The organism is Celeribacter sp. PS-C1 (assembly GCF_019429625.1).
GTDB lineage: Bacteria > Pseudomonadota > Alphaproteobacteria > Rhodobacterales > Rhodobacteraceae > Celeribacter.
In genome coordinates this window covers 17,627-37,447 of the sequence record NZ_JAHXRW010000003.1, presented here as the reverse complement: position 1 = coordinate 37,447, position 19,821 = coordinate 17,627, and the positions used below count along the sequence as shown (strand labels likewise).

General features: G+C 60.2%; 14 protein-coding genes. 6 read left to right on the top strand and 8 right to left on the bottom strand.

The genetic code is table 11. The features are described from left to right. Window positions 1-2 precede the first annotated feature (2 nt). From J5Y17_RS04975 to J5Y17_RS04960, 4 genes are all read right to left on the bottom strand, one after another. Window positions 3-1,163, bottom strand: a complete 1,161-nt coding sequence (locus tag J5Y17_RS04975; RefSeq protein WP_219784143.1) for an SPOR domain-containing protein — start codon at window positions 1,161-1,163, stop codon at window positions 3-5. 269 nt (window positions 1,164-1,432) lie between these two features. Beyond that, window positions 1,433-3,151 carry an arginine--tRNA ligase gene (argS, locus tag J5Y17_RS04970; protein ID WP_219784142.1) on the bottom strand — a complete coding sequence of 573 codons (1,719 nt, stop codon included), beginning with the start codon at window positions 3,149-3,151 and terminating at the stop codon, window positions 1,433-1,435. Window positions 3,152-3,234: 83 nt separating this feature from the next. Beyond that, a complete protein-coding gene (locus J5Y17_RS04965; RefSeq protein WP_219784141.1) occupies window positions 3,235-5,172 on the bottom strand; it encodes a sodium:proton antiporter in 1,938 nt (645 codons plus the stop codon). Window positions 5,173-5,218: 46 nt separating this feature from the next. Beyond that, window positions 5,219-6,391: a deoxyguanosinetriphosphate triphosphohydrolase gene (locus J5Y17_RS04960; protein WP_219784140.1), complete on the bottom strand. Its 1,173-nt coding sequence runs from the start codon at window positions 6,389-6,391 to the stop codon at window positions 5,219-5,221. 155 nt (window positions 6,392-6,546) lie between these two features. On the opposite strand from J5Y17_RS04960, the gene J5Y17_RS04955 reads away from it, so the two are divergent. From J5Y17_RS04955 to xth, 4 genes are all read left to right on the top strand, one after another. After that, complete coding sequence (locus J5Y17_RS04955; RefSeq protein WP_167600482.1) at window positions 6,547-6,879, top strand: iron-sulfur cluster assembly accessory protein; 333 nt, start codon at window positions 6,547-6,549, stop codon at window positions 6,877-6,879. 284 nt (window positions 6,880-7,163) lie between these two features. Next, window positions 7,164-7,508: a hypothetical protein gene (locus J5Y17_RS04950; protein WP_219784139.1), complete on the top strand. Its 345-nt coding sequence runs from the start codon at window positions 7,164-7,166 to the stop codon at window positions 7,506-7,508. Window positions 7,509-7,623: 115 nt separating this feature from the next. Continuing rightward, a complete protein-coding gene (locus J5Y17_RS04945; RefSeq protein WP_219784138.1) occupies window positions 7,624-8,820 on the top strand; it encodes an NAD(P)/FAD-dependent oxidoreductase in 1,197 nt (398 codons plus the stop codon). A gap of 93 nt (window positions 8,821-8,913) precedes the next feature. Then, window positions 8,914-9,744, top strand: a complete 831-nt coding sequence (xth, locus tag J5Y17_RS04940; RefSeq protein WP_219784137.1) for an exodeoxyribonuclease III — start codon at window positions 8,914-8,916, stop codon at window positions 9,742-9,744. Window positions 9,745-9,796: 52 nt separating this feature from the next. Here the strand turns inward: xth and der are convergent, their stop codons facing one another. The 3 genes from der to J5Y17_RS04925 all read right to left on the bottom strand — a co-directional run bounded on the left by der (window position 9,797) and on the right by J5Y17_RS04925 (window position 13,474). Next, window positions 9,797-11,314: a ribosome biogenesis GTPase Der gene (gene der / locus J5Y17_RS04935; RefSeq protein WP_219784136.1), complete on the bottom strand. Its 1,518-nt coding sequence runs from the start codon at window positions 11,312-11,314 to the stop codon at window positions 9,797-9,799. Between the two features lie 91 nt (window positions 11,315-11,405). Next, entirely contained in the window at window positions 11,406-12,737 is a 1,332-nt protein-coding gene (locus J5Y17_RS04930) for a PQQ-like beta-propeller repeat protein (RefSeq protein ID WP_219784134.1), read from the bottom strand. 83 nt (window positions 12,738-12,820) lie between these two features. Next, complete coding sequence (locus tag J5Y17_RS04925; RefSeq protein WP_219784132.1) at window positions 12,821-13,474, bottom strand: hypothetical protein; 654 nt, start codon at window positions 13,472-13,474, stop codon at window positions 12,821-12,823. 423 nt (window positions 13,475-13,897) lie between these two features. Here J5Y17_RS04925 and J5Y17_RS04920 point away from each other — a divergent pair, with 423 nt between their 5' ends. Both J5Y17_RS04920 and J5Y17_RS04915 read left to right on the top strand, forming a co-directional pair. Next, window positions 13,898-15,049: an efflux RND transporter periplasmic adaptor subunit gene (locus J5Y17_RS04920; RefSeq protein ID WP_219784130.1), complete on the top strand. Its 1,152-nt coding sequence runs from the start codon at window positions 13,898-13,900 to the stop codon at window positions 15,047-15,049. After that, complete coding sequence (locus J5Y17_RS04915; protein WP_219784128.1) at window positions 15,046-18,738, top strand: efflux RND transporter permease subunit; 3,693 nt, start codon at window positions 15,046-15,048, stop codon at window positions 18,736-18,738. The genes J5Y17_RS04920 and J5Y17_RS04915 overlap by 4 nt, the downstream gene beginning before the upstream one ends. 36 nt (window positions 18,739-18,774) lie before the next feature. Here J5Y17_RS04915 and dusA read toward each other — a convergent pair whose 3' ends face one another. Then, window positions 18,775-19,782: a tRNA dihydrouridine(20/20a) synthase DusA gene (gene dusA, locus J5Y17_RS04910; RefSeq protein WP_219784126.1), complete on the bottom strand. Its 1,008-nt coding sequence runs from the start codon at window positions 19,780-19,782 to the stop codon at window positions 18,775-18,777. Window positions 19,783-19,821: the final 39 nt, after the last annotated feature.

The following is a 19,821-nucleotide window of genomic DNA, read 5'->3' as shown; positions in this document are numbered from 1 at the left end:
AATCAGCGCTGAACGGTCGGCACACAGGCCGCGTTCATCGCCGTCAAAGCGGCACAGAACCGGTTGGCATCAGAAGCATCGGCAAAGCCGTAGGCCCGCAGGCGATAAAAGGATTTGCCGCCGCTCTCCGCCCGTTCGATCACCCGCGTTTTGCCTTCCATCAGCTCCTCGAAGCGACCCGACAGACGCGTCCATTCGCTGCGCGCGATGTCTTCGGATTGGAACGCACCGAATTGCACCAGACGCGATCCCGACGGCACCTCGGAGGGCGTCATTTCCGTCACGCCACCAATGGCCGCAAGAATATCGCCCGCCACTCCATCGAGGCTCGCGGCATCCGTGCGCGTCGTAGAAGCGGATGCGGATTGCGCCAAGGATGCAAGACGCACCGGGCGCGGTTTCGGGATCGGAGAAATCATCACATCGCTGGTCGCCAGGTCTTCGGCCATATCTTGAACTGACGCGGCCAGTTCCTCAACGCTTTGAAGCTCAAGCGGGTCTTCTGCCACGGCGATTTGCTCCAGCCCCTCTTCCGCGGCAGGCGCTTGTACCTCAGGTGCCGGTTGCAGCGCAAACGCGTCACTCGACGGCTCATAAGCGGACAACACCGGCTGGACCTCGGACATCGGTTGATCTTCGTCGGTGAGGCTGGCCGTGGCAGGCGCAAGAACATAGCGATCTGCGGGCGCAGCGGCAGATCCATCGGCGGTGACGGAATTGACCGCTAGGCCCTGGTGCATCGCCAGTTGGCCGCCTGGATCATCAGGCAAGAGCCGCGCCGACCCTTCGAGCGCGCGGATCACCGGCACGCCAGCCACATCCCGCACCATCAACTTATAGCCCCAGATCGCCAGACCGAGGATCAGGGCCAGAGAGATAATCGCGCCGATGATTTGTGCAACACCGAGGCGCGGCGGCTCTTTGGCCTCGATCTCCGGCATATCAGAAGTGTCATAGACATAGGCGGGACCGGCCTCATAGCTCGCGCGTGGGTCATGAAACCCTTGTGCGATGTGACGGGCGTCATGGCTGTAATCTTGCGACGGCGCGCGTTCAGACTGTGGCGGAAAGTGCACATTCTCGTTGGAAAACAACCGGTCTGCATCCGGTGCCGCGGACAATCCGGGGTGGTTTTGACCACCGTAATGGGGTTGTCGTGTCATTTGCGGCTCGGGTCTCTGCCAATGATTTTCGTGGTGAGAGTGTTTTTCGCGGGGATTTTCGCGAGAAGTGTCGCCGCGATCCTGCGCCTGCGCATAGGGGGAATCTGGGCCGTTTTCAACGTCCTGCATACTCTTCGCCTCGTCATTTTCCCGCTTGTTTTCTGCGGGTTATTGTCTGCTCTTGAGAGGCCGCGTGAGGATCTTTTGCCCTCGTTTTAGATGCGGCCCCTCCCGGGATACCGGTCAGTTTGGCGCGAAGCTCTTGAAGATCAACGCATTTCTTCCGCCGGGGTCACGCCAAGGATAGCAAGTCCCGCAGAAATCACAACGGCCACGGCACGCGGCAATGCAATTTTTGCGGACGAAAGATCAGCGTCATCTTGCAGGAACCGCAGCGCCTCATTGTCATTGCCCTTGTTCCAAAGCGCGTGGAAATCCGATGCCAGCTCGTAGAGATAGAAGGCAATCCGGTGCGGCTCGTGACCTTTGGCGGCGATCTCCACCTGACGCGGGAAATCGGCGATTTTGCGCGCCACAGCGATCTCAGCCGGGTCGTCGAATTTCGGCGTATCCGTCAGGCTCACACCCTGCTCGGCAGCTTTGCGCAGCACCGAGCACACCCGCGCATGGGCATATTGCACATAGAACACCGGGTTGTCTTTCGACTGCTCCAGAACCTTGTCGAAATCAAAATCCAAAGGCGCGTCGTTTTTGCGGGTCAGCATGATGAAGCGGGTCACATCCTTGCCCGCCTGCTCGACCACATCGCGCAGGGTCACGAAGGTGCCCGCGCGTTTGGACATCTTGAACGGCTCACCGTTCTTGAACAGTTTCACCAGCTGGATGAGTTTGATGTCGCAATCGACCTTGCCATCAGACAGCGCAGAAACAGCCGCTTTCATCCGTTTGACATAGCCACCGTGGTCAGCACCAAAGACGTCAATGATGCCGTCATAGCCGCGCTTCACCTTGTCGTAGTGATAGGCGATGTCGGGGGCGAAATAGGTCCACGCGCCGTCGGATTTCTGGATCGGACGGTCAACGTCATCGCCGTGTTCGGTGGATTTGAATAGCGTCTGCTCGCGCGGCTCCCAATCTTCCGGCAACTTGCCCTTCGGCGGCTCCAGCGTGCCGCGATAGATCAAGCCCTTGTCTTTCAACTCCTGAATCGCCGCCTCAATCAGACCGGTGTTGTAGAGCGACTTTTCCGAGAAGAATTTGTCCATCTCGACGCCCAAAAGCGCCAGATCTTCGCGGATCATCGCCATCATCGCGTCGGTCGCAAATTCGCGCACATCCGCAAGCCACACCTCTTCAGGCTGGTCCAACAGGCTGTCGCCGTATTTCTCTTTCAGAGCCTCACCCACCGGCACAAGGTAATCGCCCGGATAGAGCCCTTCGGCAATCTCAGGGCTAAGACCATTGGCCTCGCGGTAGCGTTCGAACACCGAGCGCGCCAGCACGTCAACCTGCGCGCCACCATCGTTGATGTAATATTCGCGCGTCACGTCATAGCCCGCGAAATCCAAGAGAGAGGCCAAAGCATCGCCAAACACAGCGCCGCGCGTGTGGCCGACATGCATCGGGCCGGTCGGGTTGGCGGAGACATATTCGACGTTGATCTTCGCCTGACCACCCATCGTCGAGCGACCATAGCCCTCGGTGGTGAGCACGGTTTCCACGAGACCGGACCAGACGCTCTCGTCAAGACGCAGGTTGATGAACCCCGGCCCAGCCACATCCACAGAGGAAATCCGGGCGTCTGCGGCGAGTTTTTCCGACAGTTTGTCGGCAATGTCGCGCGGCTTCATACGCGCCGGTTTGGCCAGCACCATCGCGGCATTCGTCGCCATATCGCCATGCAGCGGATCGCGCGGCGGCTCGACGGCCACATTGGCAAACTCAAGCCCCTCGGGCAGAACGCCCTCGGCTGTCAGGGCCTCAAGGCTGTCGATCACAAGGGCACGGATATCGGCGAAAAGGTTCATGGTCTCTCTCTTTATAAGTCCAGCGCGGGTTTACCACGCGGGCGCGCCACGTCAACGGGGCTTGGGGTCTCTGGTGGGCGGGTTTACACTCCCGCGCCCTGCGGCTCGGGCGGCACGAGAGCAACGAGTTTCACGCCTGCGCTCATACGGCCGCGTGCCGTGTTGACCCGCAGCTCCGTGCGCCGCCGTTTCAAAGCCTCACGCGCACTTTCGCGCTGATCTTCGGGCAGATCCTTGATCGCCGCCTCGGCACGGCCCGGGAACAGAAGCTCGGCATCTTCGGGCAGGAACCGTTTGAAAACGCCATCCGGGCTCATACGCCCCAAAAGCATCGCATTGGACCGGTCCTCTTTCCATTGGTCGAAACCGTAATCCTCGGAAAGCTGTGTCACAGAAAGTCGCCAGCCCTGACGCATCAGATCGTCCAACTCGCCATAGGTCTTGCCACCGCCAAAGGGTCGCCCGCCAAGCTGTGTCGGAAGCGCATGACGCGCTCGCTCGCCTTTGACTCGGGCCAGTTGCCAGACCTGATCCCGCCCGAATTCAGAGCCGAAATCGGTCGCCACCAAGGTGTTATAGGCATCGTTTTCGGTCGCCGCGATTAAGGTCTCATAGGACAGCACCTCAAGACTGTCTTCTGCCGCCTCGCCCAGAATATCGCCGTAAAACACCGGAAGCCCCGCCGCGCGTGGCCGCACCAGACGCGCGTGGTTCGGATCGGCGATCAAGACCGGCACCTCTTCGCGCTTCAGAGCCTCGGCCAGCGCCGTGGTAAACCGCGAGCCGCCGAGGATCAGCACACCGGGCTTGCCACTCGTCGCCAGCCCCAGAGCCCGCGCCAAAGGCGACAGGGTGAACCCGTGCAGAACGACGGTGGTCAGTACCAGAACAAACGCCAAAGGACCGACAACAGCCCCATCGGTCACCCCATTGGCAGCCAGGCGCTCACCAAAGAGACCGGCGACCGCGACCAGCACCACGCCACGCGGGCCGGTCAGTGCAATCAACAGTTTCTCATTGCGCGGCAATCCCGTGCCGATCAGCGAAATCAGCACCGTCAAAGGCCGCGCCACAAGGATCACCAAAGCCACGAACAGACCAGCGCGCCAAGTGAGTTGCCCCAGAGAGGCGAAATCCATTGAGGAGGCCAAGAGGATGAAGACACCAGAGACCAGAAGGATCGTGGCGTGTTCCTTGAACCGCCTGAGTTCTTCGAAAGACGGCAGGTCTGCGTTGGCGATGATCAACCCCATCACGGTCACAGCCAAAAGCCCGCTTTCGTGCAACATCATGTTTGGAAACGCAAATGTCGCCAGAAGCGTCGCGAAGAGCACCGGCACTTTCATATATTCAGGCACATAGGCGCGCCGGAAGAGGTAGGAGATCGCGGCGCCTGAGGCGATGCCGACGGCCATGGCGATGGCGATCCCGAACGCCAATTGCATCACGGCATCCGGAAAGCTCTCCGCCTCGCGCCCAACGAGCACAAATTCGAACGCCAGAACAGCGGCCAGCGCCCCCACTGGATCGTTGACGATGGCCTCCCATTGCAACAGGTTCGCGGGCCGTTTTTGCAATTTGGCCTGACGCAAAAGCGGCGCTATCACCGTTGGCCCTGTGACGACCATGATGCCACCGAAGACCGCAGAGGCCTCCCAGCCAAGCCCCGCGCCCCAATGCAGCGCTGCGGACGATAGGAACCACCCCAAAGGCGCGCCGATCAGCACCAGCCGCGTCACGCCTTTGCGTGCATCGCCCAGTTTGTGCAGATCAAGCGTCAGCCCGCCCTCGAACAGGATCACCGCAACCGCAAGCGAAATGAGCGGCTGCACCAAGTCACCAATGTCGCGCTGAGGTTCAAGTATGCCCAAAGCCGGCCCGACCAGCAGACCTGCCGCCAGCATCAGCACAATCGCGGGAAGTTTAAGCCGCCATGCCAGCCATTGCGAGCCAACGCCCAGCACACCCACCAGAGCAAAAGCCTCCACCGGCCCCAGCCCCATCACCTGTTCTGTGGCCATGTGTCTGCCCTCACTTCATTGCAGCCGAAATACTCACCTTAACGCGTCAGGAGCAAAGTCGTTCAAATTCCTGAATGGCAAAACGGTCCGTCATGCCCGCAACATAATCAAGCACGATCCGCGCCAGTTCGGTTTCCGATTGCGCCGCCTCGACCTCATGACGCCATTCTGCGGGCAAAAGTTCAGGCTTTTGCATGAACAGCGGGAAGAGCGTGTTGACCATATGGGTGACACGTTGGCGTTCCTTGACCACCGAAGGTGCGCGATACATCCGCTTGAACAGGAAGGATTTGATCGCCTTTAGGTTCTGGAAGAACGGCTTGGAGAACCGAATGATCGTCCGGTCCATATCGCGAATGTCCTGCGCCGTTTCCGGTTTCGCAGCCTCAAGGCGGTTGGTCGCGATGGTCAGGACGTCCTCGACCATATAGCCGAAAATCCGCCGCAGAGCCTCGTGATCGCGCCGGTTGCGCTCCAAGCCAGGATAAAGCCGGTCGACTTCTTCGTAGGCCGGTCCCGTCAGCGGCAATTCCATCAGATCCTCGGCGGTGAACAGACCCGCGCGCAGCCCGTCGTGCAGATCGTGGTGGTTGTAGGCCACATCGTCGGCAATCGCCGCCACCTGCGCCTCGGCGCTGGCGAATGTGTGCAGTTCCAGATCGAAGAGATCGTTCACCTCCTTGAGCGCATAGGGCAAAGGCGCATCGTCGGGGTGTTTCTTTTTGTCGGCATTGGGGCCGATGATAGGCCCGTTGTGCTTGGCAATGCCCTCAAGGCTCTCCCAGGTCAAGTTCAACCCGTCAAAGGTCGCGTAGTGCTTTTCGAGTTTGGTGACGATCCGAAGCGCCTGAGCGTTGTGATCGAACCCTCCATAAGGCTCCATCAACAGCTCAAGCGCGTCCTCTCCGGTGTGCCCGAACGGCGAATGTCCCAGGTCATGCGCCAGCGCGACGGCCTCCGCCAGACCTTCGTTCAGCCCCAAAGCTCCCGCCATGGTGCGCGCCACCTGCGCCACCTCGATGGAATGGGTCAGACGCGTACGGTAATAATCGCCCTCATGTTCGACGAAGACCTGCGTCTTGTGTTTCAGCCTGCGAAAGGCCGAGGAGTGGATGATCCGGTCGCGGTCGCGCTGAAAGGGGGATCGGAATGTCGACAGTTCCTCGGGATAGAGACGGCCCCGCGTCTCATTGGGCTGGCTTGCATAGGGTTTCAACATCTGTTCTCTTTTCCACAGTGGGGCTTACACGCCCCCACCTTGTCGCCTGAGTTTTCCACAACTATATTGTGCTCAGAGACCCGCGACAAACAGATGACGTCGCTTTTTCGCAATAAAGGACTGTTTTTTCAGTCTGAACCCCCGGGATCGACACCATGGCCCTCACCTTGCCCCCGAAAGTGACCTCTCGCGCCTATGCGCGTTTGGCCGAGATTAACGCCGCGACTGGCGAGGACAAGGCGCTGCGCGTGGCGGTTGAAGGCGGCGGATGTTCGGGGTTTCAATATGACATTACGCTGGACGCACCTGCCGAGGATGATGTGGTGCTGGCGGGCGATGGCGGCACGGTGGTGATCGACCCTGTGTCCCTGCCCTTTCTAGAAAACGCGACGATCGATTTCACCGAAGAGCTGATCGGCGCGCGCTTTGTGATCGACAATCCGAATGCGACCTCGGCCTGCGGCTGCGGCGTGTCCTTTTCGATGTAAGACGTCCGCGTCAAACCAGACCAAGCAGATGGAGGCCCGCGGGCCTCCTTTTTTGTTGCCTCAGTTGGTTGCCGAAGTTCCCGCGCCAAGACAAGCCGCAGGATTTTCCGTCGAGCGTGTAAGTCTCCCCACACGCACACTTGCACAGGTAAACACTTCGTGATGTCATTTTTCGCACACACCATTGTGAGCTTACAGGGACTTACCATCCCACCTCAAAGCGCCATATGGAGAGGCAAGAAGGGAGCTTCCCTGTCGCTCTCAAGAACAAAAGGACCATTAAAATGACCAAACATACCGTTAAAACCGTTCTCGCCGCCGCTGCTGTCACCCTTGCAGGCTCCGCCGCATTCGCAGGCGCTGGCTATATCAAACCCGGCGAAGCACAAAACACCAACTCCGGTGTTACCCTCGAACTCGTGCGCGCGGACAGTGCTGGCGTCGTTTACGCCTATGATGCGCGTGACGGTGTCGAAGGCAAAGTTCTCGGCTCCGCACCGGTCAAAGCTGGCGCCAACACCAATGTCCGCATCGAGTTCCGCACCCAGCCTCTGAAAGACGTGCTGACCGTGCTCTACACCGACGACACGACGACCCCGGCTGCCACCGCCGAGGTGAACGACCACTAAGACTGCACCTCCCACAGTCGTGAAAAAGGCTCTCGTTTCGGGGGCCTTTTTTGGTTCTATCGCCGGAGGAGTTTCCGGGCTTGCAATGTGACCCGCGCCCTGCTCAAACCGGGCTATGGAACAGTTTGACACGATCATCTTGGGCGCGGGCGCTGCCGGGCTTTTCTGCGCGAAATTCGCCACTGAAAAGGGCGCGTCCGTGCTGGTGGTTGATCACGCCAAGCGCCCGGCTGACAAGGTCCGCATTTCCGGCGGCGGGCGGTGCAATTTCACCAATCTCTATGCCGAGGCGCAAAACTACCTCTCCGCCAATCCGCATTTCATGAAATCCGCTCTGGCGCGTTACACGCAATGGGATTTCATCGATCTTTTGGCCAGACATGGCATCACATGGCATGAGAAAAACCCGGAAAAAGGTCTGGGTCAGTTGTTCTGTGACGGCAAATCCGCCGCGATCATCGAGATGCTTTTGGCCGAGGCGCGAGGCGCAGAGATCCGGCTGTCCACGGAGGTGGGCGAAATCCGCCACGACGGGCATCAGTTCATCGTCACGCTGAACGGCACCTCTATTCAGTGTCGCAACCTCGTCATCGCCACGGGTGGCAAGTCGATCCCCAAAATGGGCGCCACCGGACTGGGCTACCAGATCGCCGAGCAGTTCGACCTCACGGTCCTCGACACCCGCCCCGGTCTCGTGCCCCTGACCTTCGCACCGCATGAACTCGACTGGATCGCACCACTTTCCGGCACAGCACTGGACGGACGGGTTACGGCCAACGGCACCTCTTTCGACGAGGCGCTTTTGTTCACCCATCGCGGCCTGTCAGGCCCTTCGATCCTGCAAGTGTCGAACTATTGGCGCGAAGGCGATGCGATCACCGTCGATCTGTTGCCCAGCGGGGACGCCTTCGAAGCCTTGAAATCCGAGCGCGCACAAAATGGCCGGCGCCAGATGCAAACGGCGCTGGCCACCCTCTTCCCCGCCAAACTCGCGACGGCTTTGGCGGAGAAATTCCAGCTAAAGGGCAACCTCGCCGATCACTCTGACAAGGCGCTCCGTGCGCTCGCCGATCAGCTTCATGGTTTGACATTGAAACCCACCGGCTCCGAAGGTTACCGCACCGCAGAAGTCACCTTGGGCGGCGTGGACACCGACGCCTTGTCGTCGAAAACCATGGAAGCCAAATCCCTCCCCGGCCTCTATTTCATCGGCGAAGTGGTCGACGTCACCGGCTGGCTCGGCGGCTATAATTTCCAATGGGCATGGGCCTCGGCTGCGGCGGCGGGTCGCGCGATTGCGGCCAAAGCCTGACGACCAATTCAAAGCATTATCGGCCTTCTGGGAACATCCCCTTTCCCTCGCCGCACGCGCCCCCTAAAAAGAGGCAAACCAAGGAGAGCCGTAATGAAAATCGCCAGCTTCAACATCAACGGCATCAAAGCGCGGGCGAACGCCCTGCAAGACTGGCTGAAAGAGGCCGAGCCGGATGTGGCGATCTTGCAAGAAATCAAATCCGTCGATGAAAACTTCCCCCGCGAGCTGTTCGAAGACATGGGCTATAACGTTGAAACCCACGGGCAAAAGTCGTTCAACGGCGTCGCTCTCCTGTCGAAACTGCCACTGGAAGACGTCACCCGCGGCCTTCCCGGCGCTGAAGGCACGGGCCGCGACGGCGCCGATGACGAAGAGGCGCGTTACATCGAGGCCACCGTGGTCGGCGACAAGGGCGCGATCCGCATTTGCGGGCTGTACCTCCCGAATGGCAACCCGGTCGATCTGAACAGCGACGGCGCGCCTGTGCCCGGTTCGAAATATGACTTCAAACTCAAATGGTTCGACCGGCTGACGGCCCGCGCGCAAGAGCTTTTGGCCGAGGAACAGCCCTTCCTCATGGCGGGTGATTACAACCTGATCCCGCAGCCCGAGGACGCCAAACGCCCGGAAGCCTGGAAAGAGGACGCACTGTTCCGCCCTGAGAGCCGCGCCAAGTTCCGCAAACTCATGAACCTCGGCTTGACGGATGCGCTCCGCGTTCGCAACGGTGCGCCGGAGACCTATACGTTTTGGGATTACCAAGCGGGCGCGTTCGAGAAAAACGACGGCATCCGCATCGACCATTTCCTCTTGTCGCCACAGGCCGCCGATCTCCTGACCGACTGTCAAATCGACGCCTACACGCGCGCCAAAGACAAGCCCTCCGATCACGTGCCGATCTGGGTTGATCTCGACCTTTAACGTAAAAAGGGAGGCATAACGCCTCCCTTCTTTGTTTCTAGCGTCCAACGCCTCACCGCTTCGGGGGCCGCTGTTTCTTGACCTTCGGCGCATCCGCACGGTCTTTGCCCAAATGCTTGCGCAAGCGCGACGGCGTGGATTTCGTCTTGTTCTTATAGGGGTTCTTGTCCGCCTGAGAGCGGAAGAACAGCCGGATCGGCGTCCCCGGCATGTCGAAGTCTTCGCGCAACCCGTTGATCAGATAGCGTTTATAGCTGTCGTTCAACTCGTCCGGATGCGAGCACATCACCACGAATTGCGGCGGGCGAGCTTTCACCTGCGTCATATAGCGAAGCTTGATCCGACGGCCACCGGGCGCAGGCGGCGGGTGGGCCTGCGTCATGGCACCGAGCCAGGAGTTCAGACGCGAGGTCGACACACGACGATTCCAGATCGCATGGGCATTGAGGATGGCTTCTTGCAGCTTATCCAAGTTCTTGCCGGTCATCGCCGACACGGTCACCAGCTGTGCGCCACGGAGCTGCGGCAAAAGACGCGCGAACTCTTCGCGCAGTTCTTTCGCCTTGTTGGATTTGTCCTTTTCCTCGTCCCATTTGTTCACCGCGATCACCACGGCTCGGCCCTCGCGCTCCGCCAGATCAGCGATGCGCAGGTCCTGTTGTTCAAACGGAATGGACACATCGAGCAGGACCACCACGACCTCGGCGAATTTCACCGCGCGCAATCCATCGGCGACGGACAGCTTTTCGAGCTTTTCCTGCACCTTGGCCTTTTTGCGCATCCCCGCCGTGTCGAACACCCGCACCGGGGTGCCGTTCCACGTCATGGTCACGGAAATACTGTCGCGGGTGATCCCGGCCTCAGGACCGGTGAGCAAACGATCTTCGCCCAAGAGCTTGTTGATCAGCGTCGATTTCCCGGCGTTCGGACGGCCCACAACAGCGATTTGCAGCGGCTTATCCAGCGTGAAATCGCGCGACGCGCCGCCGATGTCTTCGCCCTCGCCCAGTTCCTGTTCTTCCTCGGTCAGTTCGACATCGACCTCGGGTTGCTCTTCGGCAGAGCGAAGGTCGAACACTTCAGCAAGTGGTTTGAGCGCCTCATACAAATCCGGCATGCCTTCACCATGTTCGGCAGAGAGCCGCAGAGGTTCGCCGATGCCCAGCCCGTAGGCCTCCAGAAATCCGCTTTCGCCCGCCTGCCCCTCGGCCTTGTTCACGGCGAGGATCACATGTTTGGCACGTTTGCGCAGAATCTCGGCAAAGACCTCATCGGCGGGCAGAACCCCTGCACGCCCGTCCACCATAAAGAGGCACACGTCCGCCATATCGACCGCGCGTTCGGTGAGCTTGCGCATCCGGCCCTGAAGGCTCTCATCGGTCGCTTCTTCAAGCCCCGCCGTGTCGATCACGGTGAACCGCAGATCGCCAAGCTTGGCCTCGCCTTCGCGCAGGTCGCGCGTCACGCCCGGCTGGTCATCGACCAAAGCCAGCCGCCGCCCGACAAGGCGGTTGAACAGGGTCGATTTGCCCACATTGGGACGACCGACAAGGGCAAGCGAAAAGGACATGGACAGGCTCCAAAACAAGTGTCAAGCGGCCCCGATACACGTGTTCGGGGCCGCTCGTCAAAGAGATTTCATACGCGTCTCGAAAAACGCTTTAGCGCAAAGCGGCCAGAGAGCCGTCTTCGAGCAGAAGATACATCACACCGCCCACAACGATCGGATCCGACGCAGCGCCTTTCGGCAGCGTGACCCGAGAGGCCAGCGCGCCGGACGCAGGGTCGAAGCCGCGCAGCACACCATCGTCAGAGGCAACCCAAAGCTTGCCACCCGCAGCGACCGGGCCGTAATGCGCAAAGACGGTTTTGCGTTTGCGCACCTTGTCGGTGGTGAAATACGGCAGCTGCACGCCCCAGATGCGCTCGCCAGACGAGGCCGACAGGCGCACCAACTCGTTGCGATCCGTGACGATGAAGACAGAACCGCCCACGATGGACGCCGGGCTATAAGCGCCTTCATCCGCCGTCCAGATCCGCGTGCCGGTCTCAATGTTGAACGCGGCATACCGTCCGGCCTGATTGCCGACATAGAAGGTGTTGCCCACAACCACCGGATCGGAGGTGATGTCTGAGACGTTGGCGTAAACCACGCCTCTGCGCTGACCGGCAAGCGACGCGGTCCAATAGCGGATGCCGCCCTGACGGAAGACACCGTAGAGATCGCCCGAAGCAAAGGGCAGGATCGCGAATTTGTCGGACACTGCGGGCGACACGGCGCCGACGCGCGAGGTCACGCTTTCGGGACCGGTGACCTGCCATTTGACGCGGCCGTTCGCGGTCTCAATCGCCCAAGCCTTGCCATTACCTGCAGTGACATAGGCCAGACCGTCATGCACCGTCAGGCCAGCTGCGCCGACGGAATCGAGGCGCTGGCGCCAAATCTCGCCACCGCTTCGCAGATCGAGCGCCACGAGATCGCCGTAGCCGGTGGTCGCATAGACCACGTTGCCCGAGATCGCCAGAGCGCCACCAAAGACTTTGCCGGACTTCTCGCCCGCAGGCGTCAGATCGACGGACCAGACCTTGCCACCTGAGCTGGCGGAGACGGCGGTCAAACGCGCCTCGGCGTCCATTGCCACAACGATCCCTTGTGCGGCGACCGGATCAACGGTGAGGCGGGTCTTGCGGGTCTTGCCCTGACCGATATCAGAGGTCCAAGCGAGTGTCGGCGTGCCGGAGGTGAATGCGTTGTGACCGGAGGCATGCATCCGCCCGGCGCCCGTCATGGTCCAGGCGTCACGCGACACCTGTTGGCCCAGAGAAATCGCCACGCTGCGGTTCTGCACCGGTCCCGTGTCCGCATTCGCCAGCGGCGAGCCATCACGCAGATCGACACGCGGGCCCGTCAGTATCTCTTCACGCCCCGCCCCACAGGCGGTCAACGCCAGCATCGCTATGAAAAGCCCCGCTTTGCCCGATCGACCGATCATACCTGCACTCCCTTTCTTAACACGATCCCGACGCATCTCTTGCACTCGTCACATTCTTACGTTGTTGACACAATTCGCCAATTTTACTCGGCCACGGGATCGGCCCCAAGGGCCACAATCATCTGTGCCGCGCGCCGACGCAAGGAATTACTTGCCTCAACGTCCTGCGAGATTGCCCGATAGCCTTCAATCGCGGCCTGAACCTCGCCCATTTCAACCTGAGCGGCGGCAATTTGTTCCTCGGCCAAAAGGCGGTATGGCGCGCCAGGGCTGGCGATCGCGGCCAGTTGCGTCACACGGTCCTCAGGCGCAATCTCTCCGGCACCGATCATGGCGGATTTCAGAACCGCCAGATCACGATAGACCGGGGCCAGCATGTCGTCGGCCATCAGAGGCGCCAAAACCGACAGCGCGCCTTTGGCATCGCCTGCGGCATGCAATTCGCCCGCGCGCAACATGGCGGCAATGACGCGGGCATCACCCTCGGCCGTCACCTGAGCCAGAGCTTCTGCACGCGCCTCGGCGGTTTCCTGTCCGAGTGCTGCGGTCAACGCATCACCCGTGGCCTCGGCCTGAGCGCGAGCCTGGGCTTTGGAATATTCGTTGAATGCCGCGCCGCCCACGAGGGCCAGCACAGCGACGATTCCAATCCAGCCGTATTTCTTCAGAAAGCCATAGAATTTGTCGCGGCGGACCTCTTCGGTCACTTCCTCGATAAAGGTATCGCTGTGGCTCACGTCTGCCCCCTGCCCTGACCTCCTGCGCTTTGCGCGCCGGAGTGACACCCTCGGTGTCATATCGTTTCAAAACTTGTGCACCCTCTTACCCCGATCTTCGACAGAATGCCAAGACCCGGCCTTGCATCGGCCTGACATACAACACAAAGCCGCTGCACTGTGCACAAACACAGAAGCTGCCACCGCTGCACTCTAAAAATTCGCCCCAGCGCCTTTGTGTCGCGGCGTAAAACAGAAAAATAGTGGAAAAATGCGCGACACGATCTTGTGAAAATCACGCACCTCCCCCATTTTGGTCGCAATGTTAAAGCTATTAACTCTTGAAGGCGTGATAGGGTTGATCCAACACTTTGGACCAATCGTAACCATTACACATCAAGAGACCACATAATTTCGCAAGACCTCAGACAGGGACCGCCCACCATGCGTATCGTTTCCATCCTCATCGCCCTGCTTGTGACCGTGGGTCTCTATCTGTTTATTTTCGAACGCGACCGGCTGACAGGAGAAGACGGAACAGACACGGCCGAGATCAGCGAAGATTTCGCGCCGCCTTCTGAGAAAGCGACACAAGAGGATGTCGCAGTTTCGGTCGTGGCGCGTCACTCCACAGCGCAGATGCTCGAGACCGGTGTTGTCTTGCGCGGCGAGACCGAAGCTGCGCGCAGTGTAGAGGTCACGGCGGAAACCACCGGGCGTGTGATCAACGAGCCGCTGCGCAAAGGCGCGTCCGTCGCGGCGGGTCAGGCGCTTTGCCAGATCGACCGGGGCACCCGCGATTCGAGCCTTGCGCAGGCGCGAGCCGCACTCTCCGAAGCCGAGGTCTCGCTTGCCAATGCCCGCAAACTCGCGAGCGGCGGCTATGCCTCCGAGACGCAAATTCTCTCCGCAGAGGCGGGTGTCGAAAGCGCCCGTGCCGCCGTCGCCCAGGTCGAGCGCGACATCGAAAACCTGACGATCAAAGCCCCCTTCGCAGGACTTCTGGAAAGCGACACGGCGGAGCTTGGGACATTTCTGTCTGCAGGTAGCCCTTGCGCCACGGTGATCCAACTCGATCCGATCAAGCTGGTGGGCTACGCCTCCGAGAGCGATGTGTCGAAGATCGAACTGGGCGCCATGGCGGGCGCGAGGCTGATCACCGGCGACACGGTGTCGGGTCAGGTGACCTTCCTGTCGCGCTCTGCCGATCCCGCCACACGCACCTTCCGCGTCGAGATCGACGTGCCGAACCCCGACTACACCATCCGAGATGGCCAGACCGTCGAGATCGCCATCGCCTCCGCCGGCGTCGAGGCGCATCTCGTGGCGCAATCCTCGCTCACGCTGGATGACGAGGGGCGCATCGGCTTGCGTCTTGTCGGACCTGAGAACCGTGTGGAATTCGCGCCGGTGACTGTGCTGCGCGACACCCGCGAAGGCATCTGGGTCGCAGGTCTTCCGGAGCGCGCCGACATCATCACCGTTGGGCAGGAATTTGTTCGCGCGGGTGTGCTGGTCGATCCGCATTTTGGCGACAATACCGCCGCAGACGGTGCTGCCTCTTCCGAGACGATGGGTGTGGAGATCGGCCAATGACCGGTCTCGTCGACTGGGCGGGCGAACGCGCCCGAATGATCCTCGCCTTCGTGGCGCTGACCCTGATTGCAGGCGCCTACGCCTATGTCAGCCTTCCGAAAGAGGGCGAGCCGGACATTGAAATTCCCGGCCTCTATGTGTCCGTGCAATTCCCCGGCATTTCCGCCGAAGACTCTGAGAAGCTCTTGGTCAAACCGATGGAGACGGAGTTGTCCGATCTCGACGGGCTAGACACCATGTCGGCTACTGCGTCCGAAAATTACGCGGGCATCTGGCTTGAGTTCGAATTCGGTTGGGACAAGACCAAAATCATCGCCGATGTGCGTGACCGCATGGGCCGCGTTGAGGCCAAATTCCCCGAGGGTGCAGACAGTTACACAATATCCGAGGTGAATTTTTCGGAATTCCCGATCCTGATCGTGAACCTCACCGGCCCCGTGCCGGAGCGCACTTTGGTGCAATATGCCAAACAGATGCAGGACCGTCTCGAAGGGTTGGAACCCGTCTTGGAGGCCCAGCTCACCGGCCATCGCGACGAGATGCTTGAAGTCGAAATCGACCCTCTGCGCTTGGAAAGCTACAATGTCACCGCCGCCGAGTTGATCAATGTGGTGACCAACAACAACCAACTTGTCGCCGCCGGCGAGGTCGAAACGGACCAAGGCACATTTTCCGTGAAAATCCCCGCCTCTTTCGACAGCCAGCGCGATGTGATGGAGCTTCCGGTCAAAGTGAACGGCGACCGAGTGGTGACACTTGCCGATCTGGCGGACATTCGCCTGACCTTTGAGGATCGTGTCGGCACGGCGCGGTTCAACGGCGAAAACACCGTCGCGCTTCAGGTCGTGAAGCGCAAAGGCTTCCCGATCATCGACACAGTTGAAATCGTCAAACAAGAGGTGGAGGCCGAACTCGACACATGGCCCGCGCCGCTTAGGCAAGCCATTGTGGTCGGCACCTCGAATGACCAATCACGTCAGGTGTCCTCAATGGTGAGCCAACTCGAAGGTTCGGTCCTGACCGCCATCGCGCTTGTGATGATCGTGGTCCTGGCGTCCTTGGGCATCCGCTCGTCGCTTTTGGTGGGCTTTGCCATCCCGACCTCGTTTCTCTTGTGCTTTATCCTTTTGGGGCTGATGGGCATCACGATCTCGAACATCGTCATGTTCGGGTTGATCCTTGCCGTCGGCATGTTGGTCGATGGCGCCATCGTTGTCGTGGAATATGCCGACCGTAAAATGGAGGACGGCTCCGGCCCAATGGCCGCCTTTGTCGAGGCCGCCAAGCGCATGTTCTGGCCCATCGTGTCCTCGACTGCCACCACGCTTTGCGCCTTTCTGCCGATGTTGTTCTGGCCAGGGATCGCAGGCGAATTCATGGGGATGCTGCCGGTCACGATCATCTTCGTGCTCTCCGCCTCGCTCATCGTGGCGCTCATCTACTTGCCGGTCATGGGCGGGGTCTCGGGCCGCATTGCGCGTCTGTTCGAGCGCGCCTCCGCAGGCCTGCGCGCCACGGCGCCCTATTGGCTGCGCGCCGTGCTGGTTGTGCCTTCGGCCTATATGGTCTTCCTCGGGCTGATGCAGCTGATGAACCCGAGCTATCTCATGCCTGAGGGTGCGGGTGGCGGCGTGATCCTTGGTGCAGTCTTGTTCCTCGCAGGCTCCGCCTTCACCGGCATCACGCTCTCTTCAGCACGCATCGAACGCAGGGGCAAAAAGGTCGACGCCGGTTACAAACGCTCACCCTTCGGCCATTTCACCCATTTCATCGCAGGCAATCCGGTGATGCCCGTCGTCACCATCCTCGCCGTGATCTTTGCCGTGATGACCGTTTTTGGCTATTACGGCAAAAACAACAAAGGCGTGGAATTCTTTGCCGCCACCGAGCCGGAACAGGCGATCATCTACGTCAAGGCGCGCGGCAACCTGTCTTTGACAGAGAAAGACGCGCTGGTGCGGCAGGCCGAAGACATCGTGCTCGCGCAACCCGGCGTCGACAACGCCTTTGTCTTTGCAGGCGATGGTGGCCTCAATTCCAACACCGGCGGCAGTTCCGCCCCGCGTGACACCATCGGGCAAATCCAAGTCGAACTCATCCCTTGGGAAGATCGCCCGACAGAGACCAAAGACGGCTTTCTGTTCTTCGAGGACACCCATGTGCGTCCCGAATATGACGGCAATTACGTGCTTGGCCAGATCGAAGCGAAACTTGCCGAACTGCCCGGCATTCAAACCGAAACGCTGAATCTCGCGATGGGTCCGGCCTCGGCGAAACCTGTGCATCTGCGGCTCAAATCCGACGACTTCGCCCTTTTGGAGGAAGCGACCGAGATCGTACGCGCCAAATTCGACGCGACCGAAGCCTTGGCCGACACCGAAGACACACGGCCGCTGCCCGGCATCGACTGGCAGATCGACGTGGACGTCGAGAAGGCCGGGCGGTTCGGCGCGGATGTGGCGACCGTCGGCGGGATGATTCAGCTCGTCACCCGCGGCATCACGCTCGACACCATGCGGGTGGACAGCTCGGATGAGGAAATCGACATCCGCGTCCGCCTGCCCGAAGAGTTCCGTGTGCTCTCGACCTTGGACACTTTGAAAGTCCGCACCATGGACGGGCTGGTGCCGCTGTCGAATTTCATCACCCGCGAACCTGTGGCAAAACTCGCCTCGATCAGCCGCGTCGATCAACAGAGGTATTACGATGTCAAAGCGGCGGTCGACAGTGGCCTGACCCGCGAAGATGGCGTGACGATCACGCCGACCGAACGGATCGAAACACTGACCCAATGGCTGGAGGATGAAACTCCCCTCCCCCAAGGTGTCGCTTGGGAATGGACCGGCGATGACGAAGAGCAAAAGGAAACCGGAGAGTTCCTTGGCAAAGCCTTCGGCGCAGCACTCGCGCTTATGTTCATCATCCTGCTCGCTCAGTTCAACAGCTTCTACAACTCTGTGCTGGTGCTCCTCGCGGTGGTGATGTCCACGGCGGGTGTGCTGATCGGGCTCTTGGTGATGGATATGACATTCGGCATGATCATGACCGGCACAGGCGTGGTGGCGCTTGCGGGGATCGTGGTGAACAACAACATTGTTCTCATTGATACCTATCAAGAGTATTCCCGCTTCATGCCGCGGATCGAGGCCATCGTGCGCACCGCCGAAGACCGCATCCGGCCCGTGTTACTCACCACGATCACCACGATGGCGGGTCTGACACCGATGATGTTCGGCCTCTCTCTGGACTTCATTAACGGTGGCTACACGATCAATTCGCCGACCGCGCAGTTCTGGACCAACCTCGCTACGGCGGTGGTGTTCGGCCTCGGCATCGCGACCGTTCTAACGCTGATCTTCACGCCCGCAATGTTGGCGCTTCGGGTCTGGTTCTGGGACATTTTGCATCATGTGCAGATGCGGCTCCTGACGCGTCTCGGCCGTCAAAGCCGCTCCGCCGAGGACTACCGCCTGCGCCGCGAAGCCAAACGCGCCAAGAACCCGGAATTTGTCTGGAGCACTGGCACGCAAGATTGGGCCGCGCCCGACACGTTTGATGAGACTCGCGTGTCACAAACCGCGCCCAAGCATCGCCCAGTCGAACAGCCCACGGCAACGCCGGAAAGCGTGATCGAGGTCGAACCTGAGCACCCGGAGACAGGGAGAATTGGAAAAGATGCGGCGGAGTGAAAGTCGGTCTCATCAGGGCCTTAAGAGACCGTATTTTCAGCGCGGCAAAGCCTCGCGCACCAACTCAAACCCGGCACCCTCTTTATGCGCGCCTTCCGAGAGCACACGTTTCCAGCGCCGCGCGCCGGGTTGACCGGCAAACAGCCCGAGCATGTGTTTTGTGACCTGCGCAAGCTTGCCACCCGATGCGATGTGGCGCCCGATGTAGTCTTCCATCGCGAGGACCACTTCGGCGCGGCTCAGAGCTTCGCGGGCATCACCGAACACCCTTTTATCGGCGTGGCCCAAAATGTCGTAGGGCTGATGATAGGCCGCACGACCGACCATGACGCCATCCATGAACGTCAACTCTTCCTCAATCGTTTCAGGGCTTTGCACCCCGCCATTGATTGACAAATGCAGTTCTGGGAAGACGCGTTTCATCTCATGCACGAGGGCGTAATCCAACGGCGGAATGTCGCGGTTTTCCTTCGGGCTAAGACCTTCGAGCCAAGCCTTACGGGCATGCACCGTGATCCGCGTCACGCCGGCGCCGCGCATTTTCTCCAAAAAGTCGGGAAGCACCTCAGTGGGGTCCTGATCGTCCACCCCGATCCGACATTTCACCGTCACCGGCACATCGCCCGCCCCCTCTTGCATGGCACTCACACAATCCGCCACGAGGTCCGGCGTTTTCATCAGCACCGCACCAAAGGCCCCGGATTGCACCCGATCCGACGGGCAACCGACGTTGAGGTTCACCTCGTCATAGCCCCGCTCGACACAGAGCGCCGTTGCCGCCTTCAACTCCGCCGGGTCAGAGCCGCCAAGCTGAAGCGCAACGGGGTGTTCCTCAACATTGTAATCGAGCAAATGCAGCGCGCCGCCGCGCACCAAAGCAGGCGCGGTGACCATCTCAGTGTATAAAAGCGCATGATGGCTCATCAGCCGGTGCAGATAGCGGCAATGACGGTCCGTCCAATCCATCATCGGGGCGACAGATAGGCGGGCGGCGTTCCGAAGGTCAGAAAAACCTGATTTTTCTTGGTTTTTTGGATTCGCCATTTTCTGCGTTTTCCTCGTTTAGGTCCCATTTAGCGCCGT